This window comes from Sphingomonas sp. AOB5, assembly GCF_029433115.1.
In the GTDB taxonomy this organism is placed as follows: domain Bacteria; phylum Pseudomonadota; class Alphaproteobacteria; order Sphingomonadales; family Sphingomonadaceae; genus Sphingomonas.
This window is the reverse complement of sequence record NZ_JARNTV010000017.1, coordinates 55433-76449: the sequence shown is the minus strand read 5'-3', so window position 1 is coordinate 76449 and position 21017 is coordinate 55433. Positions and strand designations below refer to the sequence as shown.

Annotated in this window: 16 protein-coding genes; 13 read left to right on the top strand and 3 right to left on the bottom strand. The window is 65.1% G+C overall.

Features of this window, described 5'->3' with window-relative positions; all coding sequences use genetic code 11:
* The 3 genes from P1X14_RS09925 to metH form a co-directional block, all read left to right on the top strand.
* On the top strand, window positions 1-340 hold a 340-nt coding region (locus P1X14_RS09925; protein WP_277315190.1), incomplete at its 5' end, for an ABC transporter ATP-binding protein.
* A gap of 65 nt (window positions 341-405) precedes the next feature.
* Complete coding sequence (locus tag P1X14_RS09920) at window positions 406-1488, top strand: homocysteine S-methyltransferase family protein (protein ID WP_277315189.1); 1083 nt, start codon at window positions 406-408, stop codon at window positions 1486-1488.
* On the top strand, window positions 1485-4127 hold the full coding sequence (gene metH / locus P1X14_RS09915; protein WP_277315188.1) for a methionine synthase: 2643 nt from the start codon (window positions 1485-1487) through the stop codon (window positions 4125-4127). The genes P1X14_RS09920 and metH overlap by 4 nt, the downstream gene beginning before the upstream one ends.
* Before the next feature lie 43 nt (window positions 4128-4170).
* Here the strand turns inward: metH and P1X14_RS09910 are convergent, their stop codons facing one another.
* Genes P1X14_RS09910 through P1X14_RS09900 form a run of 3 tightly spaced genes read right to left on the bottom strand, consistent with a single transcriptional unit; the run spans window position 4171 to window position 6804 of the window.
* The gene (locus P1X14_RS09910) at window positions 4171-5286 is read right to left on the bottom strand and encodes a fumarylacetoacetate hydrolase family protein (protein ID WP_277315187.1); all 1116 of its coding nucleotides are present in this window, start codon (window positions 5284-5286) and stop codon (window positions 4171-4173) included.
* 4 nt (window positions 5287-5290) lie between these two features.
* Window positions 5291-6019, bottom strand: a complete 729-nt coding sequence (locus P1X14_RS09905; RefSeq protein WP_277315186.1) for a class II aldolase/adducin family protein — start codon at window positions 6017-6019, stop codon at window positions 5291-5293.
* Window positions 6016-6804, bottom strand: a complete 789-nt coding sequence (locus P1X14_RS09900) for a hypothetical protein (protein WP_277315185.1) — start codon at window positions 6802-6804, stop codon at window positions 6016-6018. Before P1X14_RS09900 ends, P1X14_RS09905 begins: the two co-directional genes overlap by 4 nt.
* Before the next feature lie 330 nt (window positions 6805-7134).
* On the opposite strand from P1X14_RS09900, the gene P1X14_RS09895 reads away from it, so the two are divergent.
* The 10 genes from P1X14_RS09895 to P1X14_RS09850 all read left to right on the top strand — a co-directional run bounded on the left by P1X14_RS09895 (window position 7135) and on the right by P1X14_RS09850 (window position 21005).
* On the top strand, window positions 7135-8619 hold the full coding sequence (locus P1X14_RS09895; protein ID WP_277315184.1) for an aldehyde dehydrogenase family protein: 1485 nt from the start codon (window positions 7135-7137) through the stop codon (window positions 8617-8619).
* 8 nt (window positions 8620-8627) lie between these two features.
* Window positions 8628-9518 carry an isocitrate lyase/phosphoenolpyruvate mutase family protein gene (locus P1X14_RS09890; RefSeq protein WP_277315183.1) on the top strand — a complete coding sequence of 297 codons (891 nt, stop codon included), beginning with the start codon at window positions 8628-8630 and terminating at the stop codon, window positions 9516-9518.
* Window positions 9519-9541: 23 nt separating this feature from the next.
* On the top strand, window positions 9542-11623 hold the full coding sequence (locus P1X14_RS09885) for a hydantoinase/oxoprolinase family protein (RefSeq protein ID WP_277315182.1): 2082 nt from the start codon (window positions 9542-9544) through the stop codon (window positions 11621-11623).
* A gap of 3 nt (window positions 11624-11626) precedes the next feature.
* Window positions 11627-13336 carry a hydantoinase B/oxoprolinase family protein gene (locus P1X14_RS09880; RefSeq protein WP_277315181.1) on the top strand — a complete coding sequence of 570 codons (1710 nt, stop codon included), beginning with the start codon at window positions 11627-11629 and terminating at the stop codon, window positions 13334-13336.
* A 370-nt stretch (window positions 13337-13706) separates the two neighbouring features.
* Window positions 13707-15854, top strand: coding sequence for a TonB-dependent receptor (locus P1X14_RS09875; protein ID WP_277315180.1), 2148 nt, complete (start codon window positions 13707-13709; stop codon window positions 15852-15854).
* A 96-nt stretch (window positions 15855-15950) separates the two neighbouring features.
* A complete protein-coding gene (locus P1X14_RS09870; RefSeq protein WP_277315179.1) occupies window positions 15951-17006 on the top strand; it encodes a LacI family DNA-binding transcriptional regulator in 1056 nt (351 codons plus the stop codon).
* A gap of 271 nt (window positions 17007-17277) precedes the next feature.
* Complete coding sequence (locus P1X14_RS09865) at window positions 17278-17838, top strand: sigma-70 family RNA polymerase sigma factor (protein WP_277315178.1); 561 nt, start codon at window positions 17278-17280, stop codon at window positions 17836-17838.
* The gene (locus P1X14_RS09860; RefSeq protein WP_277315177.1) at window positions 17835-18215 is read left to right on the top strand and encodes a Rid family hydrolase; all 381 of its coding nucleotides are present in this window, start codon (window positions 17835-17837) and stop codon (window positions 18213-18215) included. The genes P1X14_RS09865 and P1X14_RS09860 overlap by 4 nt, the downstream gene beginning before the upstream one ends.
* Window positions 18216-18338: 123 nt before the next feature.
* Entirely contained in the window at window positions 18339-19739 is a 1401-nt protein-coding gene (locus tag P1X14_RS09855; RefSeq protein ID WP_277315176.1) for an MFS transporter, read from the top strand.
* 33 nt (window positions 19740-19772) lie between these two features.
* Entirely contained in the window at window positions 19773-21005 is a 1233-nt protein-coding gene (locus tag P1X14_RS09850) for a class I SAM-dependent methyltransferase (RefSeq protein ID WP_277315175.1), read from the top strand.
* Window positions 21006-21017 lie beyond the last annotated feature (12 nt).

The window sequence follows — 21017 nt, the reverse complement described above, 5'->3', positions numbered from 1 at the left end:
GGTGCTGCTGGCGCGCGTGCTGGCGGGGCAGCCGCGCTGGCTGCTGGCCGACGAGCCGCTCGCCAGCCTCGATCCCGCGCATCAACTCGATACGCTGGCCATGCTCCGTAAGGTGGCCGGCGAGGGCGCCGGGGTGATTCTGGTGCTGCACGATCTGACCCAAGCCGCGCGCGTTGCCGACGACATCATCCTGCTGAAGCAGGGCAGGGTGCTCGCCTCGGGCGAGCGGGATGCGGTGCTGACCGCGGCCAATATCGCGGATGCCTTCGGTGTCGAGGTGCTCACCGCCCGCGATCCGCAAGGGCTGCCGATCATCGTGCCTGTCGTTCGAGTGACTTGAACATATAAAGATATCTTTATATGGAACTGGTAGCATCGTTTTTCTGCCAGCATGGACGACTCGAAATGGCGACCAGCCAAACCCAATATCCCCCGGCACCCGGTGGCGCTCGCGCCGCGCTGGTCGCGGCGGCACAGCATCGCATCCTGCTGACCGATGGCGCCTTCGGCACCGAGATCCAGAACTGGAAGCTGTCCGAGGCCGATTATGCCGGCGATCTGGGGCTGAGCCATGACCAGAAGGGCAACAACGACATCCTGGCGCTGACCAAGCCCGAAGTGCCGGAGACCATCACCCGCGAATATCTGGAAGCCGGATCGGACATCGTTTCGACCAACACCTTCTCCGCGAACAGCATCAGCCAGGCGGATTACGGCGCCGAGCATCTGGTCCGCGAGATCAACGTCGCATCGGCGCGGATCGCCCGCCGCCTTGCCGACGAATATGCCGCGAAGGACGGCAATCGCCGCTTCGTCGCCGGCGCGATCGGGCCGACCAACAAGACGCTGTCGCTTTCGCCCGACGTCAACGATCCGGGCTATCGCGAGATCGACTTCGACTATCTGAAGGGCGTGTACCGCGAACAGTGCGACGCACTGATCGAGGGTGGATGCGACTTCATCCTGATCGAGACGGTGTTCGACACGCTGAACGCCAAGGCCGGGATCATGGCCGCACAGGAAGCCGCCGAAGCGGTTGGCCATGACGTGCCGATCATGATGTCGATGACGCTGACCGATCTTTCGGGCCGCAACCTTTCGGGCCACACGGTCGAGGCCTTCTGGCACGCGGTGCGTCATGCCAAGCCGGTGACGATCGGGCTGAACTGCTCGTTCGGCGCGGACCAGCTGCGCCCGCATGTCCGCACGCTTTCGGGCATCGCCGACACGCTGATCATGATCTATCCCAATGCCGGCCTGCCCAACGAACTGGGCGAATATGACGAGCTGCCCGATCAGACCGCAGCGAAGGTGGGCGATTGGGCCAGCAACGGGCTGGTCAACATCCTGGGCGGCTGCTGCGGCTCGACGCCGGCGCATATCAAGGCGATGGCCGATATCGTCGCCGGACGCGCGCCGCGCACCCCGCCTTCGCTCAAGCCCCAGACCCGCCTTGCCGGCCTCGAACCGATGTTGATTCCCGCATGACCGAAACGATCGAAGTTCAGGACACCGCGCCGACCGCGGTGTTCGTCAATGTCGGCGAACGTACCAACGTCACCGGATCGGCGGCGTTCAAGAAGCTGATCATGGCCGGCGACTATGAAGCCGCAGTCACCGTCGCGCTGCAGCAGGTCGAGAATGGCGCGCAGGTCATCGACGTCAACATGGACGAGGGCCTGCTCGACGCCGAAGCGGCGATGACCACCTTTCTCAAGCGCATCGCCGCCGAGCCGGACATCGCCCGCGTGCCGGTGATGATCGACAGCTCGAAATGGTCGGTGATCGAGGCGGGGCTGAAGTGCGTCTCGGGCAAGCCGATCGTCAATTCGATCAGCATGAAGGAAGGCGAGGAGGCCTTTCTGCATCATGCCCGCAAGTGCATGTCCTATGGCGCCGCCGTGGTCGTCATGGCGTTCGACGAGACCGGCCAGGCGGATACCCAGGCCCGCAAGGTCGAGATCTGCGAGCGCGCCTACAAGCTGTTGATGACGATCGATTTCCCGCCCGAGGACATCATCTTCGATCCCAACATCTTCGCGGTGGCGACCGGCATCGACGAGCACAACAACTACGGCGTCGACTTCATCGAGGCGTGCCGCGAGATCAAGGCGCGCTGTCCGCACTGCCATATCTCGGGTGGGCTTTCGAACCTGAGCTTCTCGTTCCGCGGCAACGAGCCGGTGCGCAAGGCGATGCACAGCATCTTCCTGTACCACGCCATCCCCGCGGGCATGGACATGGGCATCGTCAATGCCGGTCAGCTCGACGTGTACGACACGATCGATCCCGAACTGCGCGAGGCGTGCGAGGATGTGATCCTCAACCGCCCGGCGCGCAGCGATAGCGAGACCCCGACCGAGCGGCTGATCGCCATCGCCGAGCGTTTCCGCGGCACCGACGCCGCGCAGGAAAAGGCCGCCGAGGAATGGCGCGGCTGGCCGGTCGCCAAGCGGCTCGAGCATGCGCTGGTCAAGGGCATCGACCTGCATGTCGTCGACGATACCGAAGAGTGCCGTCAGGCGTTCGCCCGGCCGATCGAAGTGATCGAAGGCCCGTTGATGGACGGTATGAACGTGGTCGGCGACCTGTTCGGATCGGGCAAGATGTTCCTGCCGCAGGTGGTGAAGTCCGCGCGCGTGATGAAGAAGGCGGTGGCGCATTTGCTGCCCTTCATCGAGGCCGCCAAGGAACCCGGCGCCAAGGGCAAGGGCAAGATCATCATGGCGACCGTGAAGGGCGACGTGCATGATATCGGCAAGAACATCGTCGGCGTCGTGCTTCAGTGCAACGGCTTCGAGATCGTCGATCTGGGCGTGATGGTGCCGTGGCAGACCATCCTCCAGGCCGCCAACGAAAATGACGCGGACATGATCGGTCTTTCCGGGCTGATCACGCCTTCGCTGGACGAGATGGTGACCGTCGCCGAGGAAATGGCGCGTGCCGGCATGACGATGCCGCTGCTGATCGGCGGCGCGACCACCAGCCGCGTGCACACCGCGCTGCGCATCGATCCGGCCTATTCCGGCGCGGTCGTTCATGTGCTCGACGCCAGCCGTGCGGTGGGCGTGTGCACTTCGCTGGTGTCGGAGGGCCAGTCGACCGATTTCGTCAGCCGCACCAAGGCGGAATATGACGAAGTGCGTGTGAAGCGCGCCAATTCGGGTGGCTCGACGCTGGTCTCGCTCGAACAGGCGCGTGCCAATGCGTTCAAGCCCGATTTCGAACTGAAGCAGCCGGCGCCGCTCCAGCCGGGCCTGCACCGGTTCGACGACTGGTCGCTGGCCGATCTGCGCGAGACGATCGACTGGACGCCCTTCTTCCGCTCATGGGAGCTGGCGGGCAATTATCCCGGAATTCTCGAGGATGCCGTGGTGGGCGAGAGCGCGCGCGGGCTGTTCGCCGACGCGCAGACCATGCTCGACACGATCATCGCCGAGAAATGGCTGACCGCGCGTGGCGTAGTGGGCCTGTGGCCGTGCCGCCGCGACGGTGACGATATCATCGTCGAGGACGGGCAGGGCGAGCGCCGGATCGCGATGCTTCGCCAGCAGATCGCCAAGCGCGAGGGCCGCGCCAATATGTGCCTGACCGATTTCATCGCGCCTGAGGGCGACTGGATCGGCGGCTTCGCGGTGACGGCGGGACACGGGATCGACGAACACCTCGCCCGCTTCAAGGCGAACCATGACGATTATTCGGACATCCTGCTCAAGGCGCTGGCCGATCGTCTCGCCGAAGCCTTTGCCGAGCGGCTGCACCAATATGTCCGCACGACTTTGTGGGGTTATGCGGCGGGCGAGAATCTGTCGAATGAGGAACTGATCCGCGAACATTATCGCGGCATCCGCCCCGCGCCCGGCTACCCGGCGTGCCCGGATCACACGCTGAAGCCCGAACTGTTCGAAATGCTGGCGGCTGGCACCGGCGACGTGGCCGGGATTACGCTGACCGAAAGCATGGCGATGCTGCCGACCGCGGCGGTGTCGGGCTATTATTTCGGCCACCCCGAATGCGAGTATTTCGGCGTGGCCCAGATCGGCGAGGACCAGGTGGCCGACTATGCCGCCCGGCGTGATCTCCCGGTGGCGGAAGTGGAACGCTGGCTGCGGCCGAACTTGCGGTAGGTGAGGGCGACGCGGCGATCTTGGACCGCAATCCGATGGCGAGTCAGCCCTCACGACCTTTCGGCTGAATTGCACGAAGCAAGGCCCCGACACCGAAGGTCCAGGGCGGCGCCAGATCGCTCCGCGTCACGCTGTTGACCAGGCACCCGATGCGCGGCGAGCGGATCGAGACCTTATCGCCGAGGTGGTGCGTAAACCCCTGACCCGACGCACCGCGATCGTCGGTCGGCACGTACATGGTTCCGCAGAACAGCATGAAGCCATCCGGATATTGGTGCGATCGCCCATATGCCTGCGCGACCAGATCGAGCGGATCGCGGCTGATGCGGGCCATCGAGTTCACGCCTTTGCAGCGGAACCCGTCTTCACCCGCGATCTCGACCGAGACGTCAGCCGCGCGAACATCCTCCAGCGTGAAATGCGCGTCGAACAGGCGGATGAATGGCCCGATCGCGCATGAGGCGTTATTGTCCTTGGCCATCGGTAGCAGCAGCGCGCTGCGCCCCTCGATATCGCGCAGGTTGACGTCGTTGCCGAGCGTCGCGCCGACGATCTCGCCCCGGCTGGTGACGGCCAGCACCATTTCCGGTTCGGGATTGTTCCATTGCGAGGCGGGATGCAGCCCCACCGCAGCGCCCCATCCGACCGCGGACATGGGCTGGGCCTTGGTGAAGATCTCGGCATAGGGACCCAGCCCGACTTCGAGATATTGCGACCATTGGCCCGCGGCCATCATCGCTTCGCGCAGAGCGGCGGCTTCGGCGCTGCCGGGTCGGACGCCGGCAAGGGTGCTGCCCGCCAGCGCCTCGATCTCCGCGCGGATCGACGCGGCCTTGGCAACATCGCCCCCGGCGCGTTCCTCGACCACGCGTTCGAGCATGCTGTCGGCGAAGGTGACTCCAGCTGCCTTGATCGCCTGAAGGTCGCACGGGGCGAGCAGGTCCGCTTCGGTGACGTCGAGCGGCGACGCGTCGAAGGCGGCGACTGCCGCCGCGACATCGGGCAGATCGAGCAACTCGCTCATCGTGTCGGCCAGTCCATCGAGGCTCAGCAGGCGTCCATTTCGCACGGTGACCAGCCATGGCCGGTCACCGCGCCACACGCGGCCGACCAGAACCGCGCGCGCCGCATCTTCGGGAAGCATCTCCGCAGGCAGCATCGGCTCAATCCCGGTAATCGGGTTCTTCGCGGTCCAGCCGACGCAGCAGTGCCGTCCAGCCGAGATTGCCCACCCGCGCGGCCTTCGTATTGCGCTTTGCCGTCAGTTCGGGATCGGCGGAAGGCGCGGGGACGGTATCGATCGCGCCGTCATGCGCCATCGCCATGATCTGCACTTCGCAGGCGCGGGTGAGGGCGTACATGCGCAGCCATGCCTGAGATATGCTGGTGCCGATGGTGAAGGCGCCATGGTTGCGCTGGAGCATGTAATTGCGGTCGGCGAAGCTGTGTAGCAGGCCCTCCGGCTCGGCCAGATGCTTCGGCCCGTCCTCATAGTCGTGATAGGCAAGGTCGGCGACGATCAGCGCGGCATCGTCGGTAATCGGCAGCAGCCCTTCCGGGCGGCACGACATGGCCACCGCCGCTTGCGGATGAAGGTGGACCACGCACTCCGCATCGGCGCGACCGCGATGGAGCTGGCTGTGGGTGATGAACCCGCCGGCATTGTAGCCCAGGCCCGTCGGGTCATCCGCAATACTGCCGTCCTCGCACACGCGGACCAGGCTGGACGCGGTAACCTCGTCGAACATCAGGCCCATCGGGTTGAGCAAGATATCGCTGCTGCCCGGCACGCGCGCGGAGATATGGGTCGAGACCAACTCGTCCCAGCCATGCCGCGCGGCGAGGCGATAGCAGGCGGCGAGTTCGATCCGGGTTTCGGCTTCGGTCTTCATGCGGGAATGGCCCTGTTGAGGTGAAGGTGGCGCAGCGCGAGCATCAGCGGCCACAGCATCGTGACCGCGAGAGCGGCGAGCATGGCGGCAAGCGAGCCGGTGACGGTCGCCAGTGCTGCAAGAGTGAAGAAGGCGAGGCTGACCCCGACGAGCGGCGTGGCGGCCGATCCCATGGTCGCCGCTGCCACTGCTCCTCCCGCCCGGCGATGGACGATGAAGGCGACGGTGACATAGACCATCGGGAACACCGCCAGCGTTCCCGCGACGGTCGGCCCGACATAGCGGCCCGAGATCGATACGACCGTTGCCAGCAGTCCGACCGCAAGGCCGCGCAGCAGCAGGTCTCGCCGCGTGGGCGACGCGCGGCGGCCCGCTACATGCGGATCGGGCGCAGACCGGGTGATGATGCGGCAGGCGGCATAGGCCAGCAGGTTGCCCAGCAGCGCGGCTGTCAGCGACCATGCGAAGGCATAGCTTATCGTGCTGAACGCCAGCCAGGTCAGGAAGGCGGCGGAAACGCTGGCAAATGCCGCACGACGCGGCGCGAGCGAGACGAACACCGCGAGATAGGCATAGGCGGCGATGCTGGTGACCAGCGCGGCGAGCGCGGCGTCGGACAGGAAGGCGGGGCTTTCGCTCAAAGCCAGCATCACGAATGCGGCTCCGGATGACAGCGGAATGGTAGTCAGAATACCTGCCCAGATCGGCTTGAGCCGCTCGGCAACGATGGTGGCGCTGACGACGACCAGCGCGGTAAGCGCGACCTTCACGACGATGAGCAACATGGCGCGGAACGGCTAGCCCTGGACGAATGGAATGTTCGAAAGGGCGCGTCGATGCGCCGTTGCGCACCTGTCCCCGGTAAGGAGGACGTGCCGGATCGCCGCAACCGCCAAAATGAACCGCATGATTTTCCGCGGAAAAATTGGCGGGGTCCGCGCTGCGGCTCGTCTATGGTTTCAGAACGGGCGGTGACGGCGAGTGCCGGGCCGGGTCTCCGGGGATATCGGCAATGCGGCGGAGCGGGCCTGGCCCGCGCCATGCGCTATGTGCGGATCGGCGCTGGTGCCGTAATCCTTCCGGTCGCCGGATGTCGCAACAGTATAGAGAGTAGAATGTCGCAAGCCTCTGCCCAGACCACCGCCATCGCCAAGTCACCCAGTTTCCAGACGCAGATGCTGATCGATGGCCAGTGGGTCGATGCGCGTTCTGGCGCCACCATCGCCGTGCTGAACCCGGCCGACGGCAGCCAACTCACCACCGTCCCTGCCGCCACGGCGGTGGACGTCGATGCGGCGGTGTCGGCTGCACGGCGCGCCTTCGACGATGGCCGCTGGTCCGGACTGCCGACCCGTGAGCGTGCGCGCATCCTCAATCGCCTGGCCGACCTGATCGACGCCAATGCGGAGGAGCTTGGCTGGATCGAGACGCTCGACAACGGCATGCCGCTGGCGCAGGCGGTGGGCGGTCACGTGCCCGGCGCGGCCGCGACCTTCCGCTATTACGCGAGCTGGTGCGACAAGCTGGATGGCAAGACCACCAACCTGTCGGGCAATGGTGCCGAATATCACGCCTTCACCCTGCTCGAGCCGGTCGGCGTGGTGGCGATCATCACTCCGTGGAATGCGCCGATCATCACTGCGGCGAAGCTTGCTCCGGCGCTGGCCGCCGGCTGCACCTGCGTGCTGAAGCCTGCCGAGGATACCCCGCTCACCGCGCTGCGGCTGGGCGAGCTGCTGATCGAGGCGGGTGTGCCGGACGGTGTGGTGAACATCGTCACCGGCTATGGTGCCGATGCCGGCGCAGCGCTGGCCAGCCACCATCAGGTCGACAAGATCGCCTTCACCGGATCGACCGCCACCGGCCGCTCGATCATCAACAGCGCTGCAGGCAACTTCAAGAAGGTCAGCCTCGAACTGGGCGGCAAGTCGCCGGTCGTGGTGATGGACGATGCCGATCTGGATCGCGCCATTCCGGGCGCCGCCAATGCGGTGTTCGCCAATGCCGGGCAGATCTGCTCGGCGGGCACGCGCCTGTATGTCCAGCGCAAGGTGTTCGATCGCGTCGTCGCGGGCATTGCCGAGATTGCGGGCAATATCCGGCTGGGCAACGGCATGGATGCCGCGACCGAAATGGGTCCGGTCGTATCGCAGCGCCAACTGGAGCGCGTGACCGGCATGATCGATGCGGGTGTGGCCGAGGGCGCCGAAGTCGTGGTCGGCGGCGGCCGCCACGGCGATACCGGTTACTTCGTGAAGCCGACCGTGTTTGTGAATACCCGGCCCGAGATGAAGATCGTCCGTGAGGAGATATTCGGCCCGGTGCTGGTTGCGGCGCCGTTCGACGATCCGTCGGAAATCCCGCTGCTCGCCAATGACAGCGATTATGGTCTGGCGGCTGCGATCTTCACCACCAACCTGTCGACCGGGCACCGCTTTGCGCAACAGGTGCGCGCGGGCACGGTGTGGATGAACACCTATCACTTCGTCGACGTGTCGATGCCGTGGGGCGGATACAAGCAGTCCGGCTGGGGCCGCGAGAATGGCTTTGATGGCCTCGCACCCTATCTTCAGACCAAGTCGGTCGTCGTAGCGATCTAAGGGCGGGCATGACCTCAGGGCCTCATTGCGCGCGCGAAACGCAAACGTTAAACTACGGAAAGCGTGGGTTTCGCCCCTTGCTTGCAGCTGGGCCGGTGCGGTTGCCGGGGATTTCGGACGGGCTTTCCGCGCGACTGGCAGAGCTGGCAGGGTTCGCGGGGGCCTATCTGTCCGGCGGCGCAGTCGCGCGGGGGATGGGGCGCCCGGACCTTGGGCTGGTCACGCTGAGCGAGCTTGAGGCACGCGTTCGCGGCATCGCCGAAGTGTCGAGCCTGCCTTTCCTGGTCGATTGTGACTCCGGGTTCGGCGGCGCGCTTCACCTTGAGCGGGCGGTGTCGCGGATCGAGCGGGCGGGTGCGTCGGGTCTGCATATTGACGATTTCGAGATCCCGCGTCGTCGTCGTGACGGCGCTGCGAACCTGCTTTCGCGCGACACTGCCGTGGCCCGGCTGAAGGTCGCGTTGGGTGCGCGAACCGATCCGGATTTCCTGGTGATCGGCCGTACCGATGCCGCGCCGCATCTGGGGCTGGACGAGGCCATCGATCGCGCCAACGCGCTGGCCGATGCCGGGGTCGATCTGGTCTATGTCGAGCATCTCCACGACCGCGCTGCCATTGAAGCGGTCGCCACGCGGGTCGCTGCGCCGAAGCTGATCGCGGTCGTTTCCGGCAAGGGCGACACGATCGCCGCCGACGCGCTCGAGGCCATGGGCTTCGCCATCATCACCTGGCCCGCCGAGCAGCAACTCGCGGCCATCGCGGGCGCCCGGGCGGCGCTCGACCATCTTCGCGCGCACGGCACGCCCCTGGGCTTTGCCGGCGCGGTGGACTTCGCAGAACGCGACCGGATCGTCGGCACGGCCGAGGCACGCGCGTTCGAAGATCAGTTTCTGGACTAAGGGGCATCAGGCGTATGACATCGGTGAGTTGGCGGGTCGGGGTCGATATCGGCGGCACGTTCACGGACATGGTCGCGGTCAGCAACGACGGCCGTGTGCTGCGGCAGAAAGTGCCCTCGACGCCGGGCGATTATTCCCAGGGCATCCTGAACGCGATCGGCAACGCTGCCGATGCGGATGGGCTGGAACGTCCGGCGATCACCGAGATCGTCCATGGCACCACCATCGCGACCAACGCGATCCTGGAATATAAGGGCGCGGTCACCGGTCTGATCACAACCAAGGGTTTCCGCGACGTGCTGGAGATCGGCCGGCTGCGCATGCCCAAGCTGTACGAGATCAGCTGGCAGAAGCCGCCGGTGCTGATCGAGCGTGCGCGTCGCCTCGAAACCGCCGAGCGGATCGCGGGCGACGGCAGCGTGCTGGTCGCGCTGGATCGCGACGAAGTGGTCGAACGGGGCCGCCAGTTGATCGACGAGGGTGCCGAGTCCATCGCGGTGATGTTCCTCAACAGCTATGCCAATCCCGAGCATGAGATTGCGGCAGGCGCGGCGCTGCGCGCGGCCTTCCCTGAAACGCCGATCACCCTCTCGGTCGAACTCGCGCCCGAGATGCAGGAATATGAGCGCGCCAGCACGACCGCTGTGAACGCCTATGTGTTGCCCACGGTGCAGCGCTATGTGCGGCTGCTGAAGGACTCGCTGGCCGAGAGCGGCGTCACCGCACCCTTGCTCATCATGCAGTCGAACGGCGGCATGCTGTCGGCCAATGCCGCGGCGGAAAGCCCGGTGCTGATCATCGAATCCGGTCCGGCCGCAGGCGTGATGGGATGCCGCGCGCTGGCCGAGAGCAATGGCCATGACCAGGCACTGAGCTTCGACATGGGCGGCACCACCGCCAAGGCCGCAGTGATCGAGGAATATCAGGTGCCGCAGGCGACTGAATATGAGGTCGGCGGCGGCGTCTCGATGGGATCGCGCCTGACGCGTGGCGGCGGCTATGCGCTGCGTTCGCCTTCGGTCGATCTGTCCGAAGTGGGTGCGGGCGGCGGCAGCCTGGTCTGGTTCGACAAGGCGGGCGGTATCCAGGTCGGCCCCAAGAGCGCCGGCGCAGTGCCGGGGCCGGTCTGTTACGGCCAGGGCAACACCCAGCCGACCGTGACCGACGCCAATCTGGTGCTCGGCTATATCAACCCGCAGGGTCTTGCTGGGGGCACGATCCCCGTGGATCGCCAGGCATCGCTCGATGCGATCCAGAGCCAGGTGGCGGACCGGATCGGCCTGCCGGTGCTGGAGGCGGCGTTCGGTGTCCATTCGATCGCCAATGCCAACATGATGCGCGCACTGCGTTCGGTCACCATCGAGCGCGGCCGCGATCCGAAGGACTTCGTGCTGTACGCATTCGGCGGCAATGGCGCGATCCACTCGGTCCATATCGCGCAGAAGATGGAGATCGGCACGGTGATCGTGCCGCCTAGCCCGGGTGTGTTCAGTGCGTTCGGCCTGCTGACCGCGCGCGTCGAGCGGCACTTCACCCAGACCTATATGCAGCGCTTCGACACGCTGGATCTGGCGGCACTGGAAGCGGCATTCGTGGCGCTGGAGGCCGGGGCCTCGGTCGACGATCCCGAATATCCGTTGACCCGGATCGAGCTGGAGCGCCGGCTGGAATGCCGCGTGATCGGCCAGACCGCGAGCCTGCCGATCGTACTGCCCGCCGGTGTCGTGACTGCCGAAGCGATCGACGCAGCGGCCGAGCGGTTCCGCGCGGAATATGAGAAGACCTATGGCTTCAACACCGACGGCGCGCCGCTTCAGATCGCGAACCTGCGCGTGGTGGCGCAGAGTCCCAAGCAGCCCGAGCTGAACTGGGCCGCGTCGCTCGATGACCGGCGCGGCACCATGCAGCAGCGCGACGTCTATTTCGGCCCGGACCATGGCCTGTTGCCCACCCCGGTGCTGATCCGCCGCGATCTGGCGGGCAAGACGCTCGCCGGTCCCGCGATCATCGAGGAATATGATTCGACCACCGTCGTCCCGCCGGGATGCGACGCCTCGCTCGACGCGAATGGCTGCATCGTCATCAAGACCAATATCGGGAACTGATCCATGACCGAGACCATCAACGCCATCGAGCTGGAAATCCTCAACAACGCGCTGCGTGCGATCTCGGACGAGATGGCGCTGACGATCTTCCGCACCGGCCATTCGACCATTATCCGCGACGGCGGCGATTTCGCCACCGCGCTGCTGACCCCGGAATGCGAGCTGCTCGCACAGGGCCTGACCGTGCCGCAGCATCTGGGCGCGATGCCCGACGCGCTGGCCGCGGTGCTGGCCAAGTTCGGCGACAGCATCGCGCCGGGCGACGTCTATCTGCTGAACGATCCGTATAATGGCGGCATGCATCTGCCCGACGTGTTCGTGTTCAAGCCGATCTTCGTGCCGGGCAACGACAGCAAGCCCGCCGCCTTCGCCGCAGCCGTGGCGCACCATGCCGACATGGGCGGGCGCGTGCCGGGCAGCAATGCGAGCGACTCCACCGAAATCTATCAGGAGGGCATCCGCTTCCCGGTCGTCCGCCTGTTCGAGAAGGGCGAGCAGAACCGTTCGGTGTTCGATATCCTGGCGGCCAATGTCCGCCTGCCCGAGATGGTGACCGGCGATATCCACGCGACCGTCGCGGCGTGTACGTATGGCGAGCGCGAATTCCTGAAGCTCGTCGCCAAGCATGGCCTGCCGTGGCTTCAGCGCTATCTGGCCGCTCTGCTCGACTATGCCGAGAAGCTGACCCGGGCGGAGATCGAGGCGCTGCCCGACGGCGTCTACCACTTCGAGGATTATATCGACGATGACGGCTTCTCCGACGAAGCCATTCCGCTCAAGCTCGCGCTGACCGTCAAGGGCAGCGAGATCGTTGCCGACTTCACCGGCTCGTCGCCGATGGTGCGCGGCGCGCTGAACGCGACGGAGAGCTTCACCAAGGCATCGACCTATCTCGCGCTGCGCTGCGTGTTTGACGCCGATATCCCGAACAATGGCGGCTTCATGCGGCCGATCACGATCATCGCGCCGAAGGGCACGATCCTGAACGTGACGCTGCCCGGCGCCTGCGCCGCGCGCGGCCTGACCGGCTTCCGCCTGTCCGAACTGGTGCTGGCGGCGCTGGGCAAGGCAGTGCCGGCCAAGACCATGGCGGCATCGGAAGGCGGCAACACCTTCGTCACGATCGGCGGCACGCGCGACAATGGCGAGCCGTTCGTCCATTGCGACCTGATCTTCGGCGCGTGGGGCGGATCGCATTATCGTGGCGATGGCGACGCGATGGCGCTGGTCGCGTCGAACTGCACCAACATCCCGATCGAAGTGATCGAGGCGGAATATCCGCTGCGCTGCGAACAATATGGCTTTGTGGCCGACAGCGGCGGCGCGGGCCGTTCGCGCGGGGGCCTGGCCATCGTGCGCGACATGCGGCTGACCGAGGGCCGTGCGATCCTTCAGGTCCGTTCGGACCGGCGCACGCATCGTCCCTGGGGCCTGGATCAGGGCGAGGAAGGTTCGGCCTCGTGGAACTTCGTCAATCCGGGGCAGGGCGTCGCGCCGCTGCCCAGCAAGGTTACGACCGAACTGCACCGGGGCGATGTGTTCCGTCACGTCACCGGCGGCGGCGGCGGTTTCGGCGATCCGCGCGATCGCGATCCGCAGCTCGTCCGCTCCGACTTGCGCAACGGCAAGATCAGCGCCGAGGTGGCGACGCAAAAGTACGGAATTGCCGTTGAGAGCGAAACTGTGGTTGCACAGGAAACGGCCGCAGCCTGACGCAGCGCCGCGCCGGAGTGAGTAGCTGGCCTATTGACTCCGGTGCGGCACTTCATAGTTTGAGCAAACGTTAAACTAAAAGGATATACCCTCGGGTAACGCAGGAGGGACATATGGTTCCGGTTGGATATGACACCGAAATGGTGCGATTCTTCCAGAACTGCACAAGAAAAAAAGGCCGTCCGAGCCGTGCTGCTTTCCGCGGCATAATATCGTTCGGCATAGATAAAAGTGCAGGTCGCATATGTTCTATGATTATTACAAATTTTTGGCGGATCGCCTTCTCTGCCTCGTCAATGAAAGTGAGCGCCGTCGGGCCATGAGGTCCAAAACAAAAGCGGGCGGCACTTGCTTCAGGGAAGGGGTCTACATGAAGAAGTCTGTTCTCTATTTCGGATGTCTCGCGACCGGTCTCACCGCACCAGCCATGGCCTGGGCGCAGGATGCCGCCCCGGTGGCGGTTCAGGCCAGCGACGAGGTTTCCGAAGACAATGTGATCGTCGTCACCGCTCGCAAGCGTGACGAAAGCCTGCAGGACGTGCCGATCGCGGTCACCGCGCTGGGTACCGATGCGCTCGAGCGTCAGCAGATCGGCGGCCTGCTGGACGTCGGTCCCGCCGTTCCCAGCCTGATCGTCGCGGCCAACCAGGGCAGCTCGAACGGCGCGACCGTGTTCATCCGCGGCATCGGCCAGGATAACTCGAACGCGCTGAACGAGCCCGGCGTTGGCATCTATCTCGACGGCGTCTATCTCGGCCGCTCGATCGGCTCGCTCGTCGACATGAACAATTTCGAGCGCGTCGAAGTGCTGCGCGGGCCGCAGGGCACGCTCTATGGCCGCAACACGCCGGGTGGCGCGGTGAAGCTGGTGACCAAGCGCCCGACCTTTGACGGCGTGCATTTCAATGGCGATCTGACGCTGGGCAGCTTCAACCGGCTCGATTTCCGCGGCAGCGTGAACGTGCCGCTGTCGGACGAGTTCGCGGTGACCTTCAGCGCGCTGAACCTCACCAACGATGGCTATTACACCCATGCCGTGTCAGGCGAGCATCTGGGCCGCAAGAGCACGACCGCGGCACGCGCCACGGCACTGTGGAAGGTCAGCGACAGCTTCACGCTGTTCGCCACGGCCGATTATGCCAAGGATCGCTCGGGCCTTCAGTCGGGCACGCCGTTCAACATCACCAATCCGGCCAATCCGGTCCCGCTCTACGGCTCGCTCTACAAGGCTGCGCCCGACATGGCGGACATCAATCGCTATGATGGCGGCGGCGCGTCGCTGACGGCGGAATGGGATCTGGGCGCGGGTACGCTGTCGTCGATCACCGCCTATCGCGCGCTGACCTTCAAATCGGCCTATGACTTCGGATCGTCGCCGATCGGCAACGACCTGTTCACCGATCTGAAGACCAATCAGTTCAGCCAGGAGCTGCAGTTCGTCTCGGCGCTGGACGGTCCGTTCAACTTCGTCGGCGGTCTGTTCTATTTCCGCGAGCATTCGGACAGCATTCCGCACTTCCTGATCACGCCGTCGACGACGACGCCGACCACGCCGCCGCCGATCACCAAGACCGATCTGGCCTATATCTCGATCCAGACCACCGACAGCTACAGCGCTTATGGCGAGGCGTATTTCACCCCGTTCGATCCGCTGACGATCACGCTGGGTGGCCGCTACACCTATGACTCGAAGAAGATCGAGCGCGGCGGTGCGGCGACGGTGGCCAGCGGCGATGTCAATTTCGACAATTTCTCGCCCAAGGTGAACGTCGCGTACAAGGTCAGCCCCCGGCTGAACGTCTATGCGACCTGGTCGAAGGGCTACAAGGCCGGCGCGTTCCAACCCTATCCCACCGCAGCGACGGCACTGGCGGCGATCCCGCCCGAAATCGTCACCGCCTGGGAACTGGGCTTCAAGAGCGAATTGTTCGATCGCCTGCTGACGGTGAACATCGCGGCGTACCAGAACGAGTATAACGATCTGCAGCTCAATCTGAGCAGCACGACGGGCGGCTCGATCGTGGTCAATTCGGCCGATCTGCGCACCCGCGGTATCGAGACCGAGTTCACCTTCACGCCGTTCCAGGGCTTCTCGCTGTTCGGCGCGTTCACCGTCTCGGACTCGAAGTTCAAGCGGGTCCCGGCGGGCGGTGGCGTGCCGTTGCTCACCGATCGCCAGAAGAACCTGCCCGACTATCAGCTGCGGCTCTCGCCGACCTACGAAGTCGAGATGGGCAATGGCGACCGGATCGATCTGGGCGTGGTGTTCACCGCCACCGGCAAAGACCAGAAGATCCTGCCGAACGATCCGTTCCACCTTCAGCCGGCGTACCAGACGGTCGATGCGCGCATCGCCTATCGCCGTCCCGGCGACGGCTGGATGGTCGAGCTGGCAGGCCGCAACCTGACCGACACGACCTATTTCAACACCTCGACCTTGTTGGGCACGACGCGCAGCGCGGTGCGCTGGTATGCGCCGGGTGCGACCTGGTCGGTAAAGTTCGGCCTCAATTTCTGAGGACGGGAGCGCGGGGCAGCGATGCCCCGCGCTTGCCTGCCCAAGGCGAGATGCTAGGGACAGGCGATAAGGGCGCATTCACGACAGGGGAATCGGTTGGCCAGGCCAAGATCGACGGGCACGGGCGACAATCGCCGGATCACGATCATCGACCTCGCCGACAAGCTGGGCGTGTCGCCGACCACCATTTCGCGTGCGCTGCGGTCCAAGGGCGGCATGTCCGAAGAGACGCGCGATCGCATCCGCAAGGCCGCCGAGCTTCACGGCTATGTGCCCAACAAGGCGGGCGCGGCCTTGTCCACCGGCCGGGTCTTCTCGATCGGCTATATCGTGCCCAAGGATGCGCGCGGCTATCCCAGCCAGCTTCAGGCCGATGTGATGCGCGGACTGGTCGAGGAACTGGCCAAGAGCGGTTATTCGCTCACCGTCTATTCCGAGGATTACTTCCTGGCCGAGGGCACCAGCCTGCTCGAGGCCGGGCACAAGATCCGCGCCGATGCGCTCGTCGTCACCATCGAACATAGCGATCCCGTGGCGCCACCGGCCCAGCCATTGCCATTGCCGCTGATGGTGGTGAACCGGCGGCTGGAGGGGATCGACGCCGACTTCATACTCGCCGATGAGGAACGCGGCGGGCTGCTCGCGGTCGATCACCTGCTCGGGTTGGGCCATCGCGGCATCGCGTTCGTCGGCGGGCCTTCGGATCACGCCGCGATGGCGCGCCGCCGCGAAGGCTATGCCGATGCGCTGGCCGAGGCGGGCATCGCGTACGATGCCGATCTGGTCGAGCATCGCGACGAATTCAGCTGGCAGGCGGGGCATGCGGCCTGCGCAGCACTGCTCGATCGGGCCGGCGGGCGCTTCACCGGCATCTTCTGCGGATCTGATATATTGGCGTTCGGCGTGCTGAAGTGCCTGGAGGAACGCGGGCTGGCCGTCCCGGGCGATATCGCCGTGGCCAGCTTCGACGACAGCATGTTCGCCGACATCGCCGATCCTGCGCTGACGTCGGTGCGCAAGCCGCGTTACGCGATGGGCCAATATGCCGCGCGGCGGCTGATCCAGCGGCTCGACAATGATGCAGCCCCCGGCGAGATCGTGCTGCCGGTCGAGTTGATCGTCCGCGCATCCTCGACTTCGCGCCGCGACTGAATCGTTCGCCACACGGCGAGTCGCGGTGCCTTTTGTTTAATAGTCTGCGTTTCTGGCATCCGCTTTCCTGCGAAATCGCGGCCAAGTGCCTGTCGCGCACGGTGAATTTCACGCCCCCACATTTTTCATGACAAAGCCTTGACAGTGGGGGTGCTTCACGTACGTTACGCAAACGTTAAACCTAATTGCGCGATCGGAAAAAACCCCGACGTCGCAATGGGTTCCCACTTTATGCGATCGGCACCGGCCATGGTGCCGGGAGGGTCAGCGCATGGGCGGTTTAAAGGTTATCGAAACCGGTGAGGCAGTCGCCGATCCGTCGGGAAATACGCGGGCATTGCTGAAGGATGTCATGCGCGAGGACGGGCCCGCATTGCGGCGATTCATCCTGTCGCGCATTCGCGACGCGAGCGAAGCGGAGGATGTGTTGCAGGACCTGTACCTGCGGCTGATCCAGAACAGCCATGCGGTCCGTCAGGCGGAATCGCGCCGCGCCTATCTGGTCAGCATGGCACGCAACCTGATCCACGACCGGCATCGCCACGCGATGGTGCGCGATCGCGCTCTGGCCGAGATCGGCGTGCAACTGCTCGGCCGGTACGAACCGCCGCTTCAGGAACATGTGCTTCAGGCGCGCGAGGGCCGCGAAGCGGTAAACCGCGCGATGGATCGGCTGCGGCCCAAGCATCGCGAAATCTATGTGCTGAGCCGTATGGGCGGGGTGCGCAACAGCGACATCGCCAGCCGTCTGGGCATCTCGCTGCGCAGCGTCGAGCGCCATGTCAGCGAGATATCGGTCTATATGCGCGAAACGCTGGCGACCTGCATATGACCCGCGAACCCGTATCGTCCGAAGGCATGCCGCGTGCGGTCGGCCCGTTCTCGACCGGCATGATCGCGGAAGGCCGCATGGTCTTTCTGTCGGGCCAGGGGCCGCAGGATCCGGCGACCGGCGAGTTCGTGCTGGAAAGCGCGGAACAGCAGGCGCGCCTCGCGCTCGACAATCTCACCCGCGCGCTGGCCAATGCCGGTGCGACCTGGGCGAATGTGGCCCGCGTCGGCATCTACCTTGCTGATCTCTCCGATTTCGAGACGGTGAACCGAGTCTATCGCGATTACGTGGTCGAGCCGTTTCCGGCCCGCACCACGATCGGCGCGCCTTTGCTGGTCGGCATGAAGGTCGAGGTGGATTGTGTCGCGGTTCTCTGATCCCGGCGCCTTGCGCTTTGCGTGTGCAATAACTGCACATGTCCGCGCCACGATTTGGTCGTGCGATGGCCGCCGGACCGGCCTAGGCCGGAATTTCTCCGATCGTATCGCGGAGGCGAGTCTATGAGTGCGGCGACCATTGCCGAGGATATGGCGGGCGGCGTTACCGAAGCCACCGCGCCGATGGAACCCGACGCGGCCAATGCGCCGCGTGGCGGGGCAACCAACGCCGCCTATGTCGTGTTCCTGCTGGCGGCGGCGAATGCGGTGTCGTTTTTCGACCGCGGCTTCATCTCGCTGGTGATCGATCCGATCAAGGCGACCTTGCACCTGACCGATACGCAGATCGGGCTGATGATCGGCCCGGCCTTCATCATCTTCTACAGCACGGTATCGCTGCCCATCGCGCGGCTGGCCGACAGCTGGAACCGCAAGCGGATCATCATCGCGGGGATGCTGTTCTGGTCGGCATGTACTGCGCTGTTCGGGCTGGGGAAGAACTTCCTGACGCTGGGCGCGGCGCGGATGGGCGTGGGGCTGGGCGAGGCGGCGTTGGTGCCCGCGGGGGTCTCGATCATCGGCGATATCGTCCCGCGTGAGCGGATGAGCCGATCGGTCAGTGCGTTTACCGCGGGGGGCATCTTCGGGGGCAGCTTCGCGCCGCTCGCGGGCGGGTTGCTGATGCTGTGGCTGACCGGGATTCCCGATGTGGTGCTGCCGGGCATCGGTGCGCTGGCGCCGTGGCAGACCGCGTTCGTCATCATCTCGCTGCCCGGAATCCTGCTCGCCTTCGTCATCATGGCGACCATGCGTGAGCCGGTGCGGGTCCATCGCAGCCGGGGGGAGAAGGCGCAAAGCGGGCGCGAAGCGGCAGCCTATATCTGGCGGCACAAGCGCGCGGTGCTGGTGCCGATCCTGGGCTTCGCAATGATCTCGACGATCGGCGGCGTGACCACCTGGACGCCCAGCTTCTTCATGCGCACCTATGGCTGGAGCACGGCCGATGTCGGGGTGGCGATCGGCATCATCTCGATCACGCTGGGCACCACCGGTGCCATCGCGGGTGGCTGGATGGCCGACGAGTTGCGCCGTCGCGGACGCGAGGATGCCAACATCCTGATCGCAGTCGGCGCGATGCTGGCGATGCTGCCGATGGGGATTATCATGTTCCTCACCGACAATGCCTGGCTGTCGATGGGCATGATGGCGATCAAGTCGTTCACCCTGGCCGTGGCGTTCGGCGTGGCGCACCCTTGCGTCAGCCTGGCCGCGCCGCCGACGATGCGGTCGCAGGCGGTGGCGACCTATCTGCTGAGTGCCAACATGGTCGGGATCGGCATCGTGCCGGTGCTGATCCCGCTGATGAACGACTATGTCTTCCACGATCCGATGGCGCTGCGCCATTCGCTCAACATCGTCTCGATCGCGGTGACGCCACTGTCGGTCGGGCTGCTGCTATGGGGTCGCAAGGCGTTCGTCGCGCATGTCGAGGCGATGATGAAGGCGGGTTCAAGCGTACGATAAAAGATGACGGGTTGCACAGTTCAGGAGTTGAAGATGGCAGTTTCCGAAAAGACCGAAGGCAGGGCGGCGTCCTATACCGGCCCGCGCGACTATCGCACCCAGGGCCGCCACGCCGTCTTTCCCGAGACCAATCACGACGAGTGCGAGCGCTTCAACTATCTCGCTCACGTGAATCGCTACATTCGCGGCAACATCCAGCCGCGTATCGAGGACGCCTATGAAGCGCGCGTCGAGCCCAAGTTCGAGCGCGAACATGGCCGCAAGCCAGCCAACCGTTCCGAAGTACGCAAGGCGCTCGCCAGCGAGCCGATGTTCCAATATTATTCGGGCCTGCGCCGCCTGAACATGGAACAACGCCAGCAGGCCGGCCGCTGGGTCGCGCTGCGCCAGGCCGAGGAACTCGCCGCCAAGGCCGCGGCGCTGACCGACGGCGATCCGCGCCTCCAGCTCAACCCGGAGCTGAAGATCCCGCATTATCTGACCGACGTGCACCATCACTGCATGCCGGGCAGCTATTATGAGGAGAATTTCCCCGGCGATGTGACCAATGCCGCCAATTACGATTGCGGCTTCTTCGTCACGCTGGGCGGCGCGGACGAGCCGTGGCTGGACGGCATGGGCGGCAGCATCGCGCGTGCCATCAAGCAGCGCTTCCCCGACCTGAACCCCAGGCGGATCGTCGATCTGGGCAGCACGCTAGGCCATAACGCGCTGTCGATCGCGCGCGCCTTCCCCGATGCTGAAGTGATCGCGATCGATGTCGGCGCACCGATGCTGCGCTACGGTCTGGCCCGCGCAAAATCGCTCGGCGTCGAGAATATCAAGTTCGTCCAGGCGGACGCGACCGACCTGTCGATGTTCGAGGATGGTAGCGTTGATCTCATCACTTCGCTGACGCTACTGCACGAAGTGTCGTTCCCGGCGCTGCGCAAGATCTTTGCCGAGACGCACCGGCTGCTGCGCAAGGGCGGCGTGGTCGCCCATGCCGATGTGACCGGCAACACATCGGCCGTCAGTCTGTGCACCCAGGCGGTGCGCGACTGGGACAGCTATTTCAACAACGAGCCGTTCTGGAAGTCGCTGCGCGATCTCGACCAGCACGACTATCTCAAGGAAGCGGGTTTCGCCGAGGAGAGCTTCTTCTACGCCGCGCCGATCTTCGATCGCTATTGGGGCGACGAGGACCGGACCCGCGTGCTGGACGGCCGCTTCCCGCCCGAAAGCTCGACCGATTTCGGTGTCCAGCTCGCCGGCGCGCAGAAGTAAGGATTACGACGA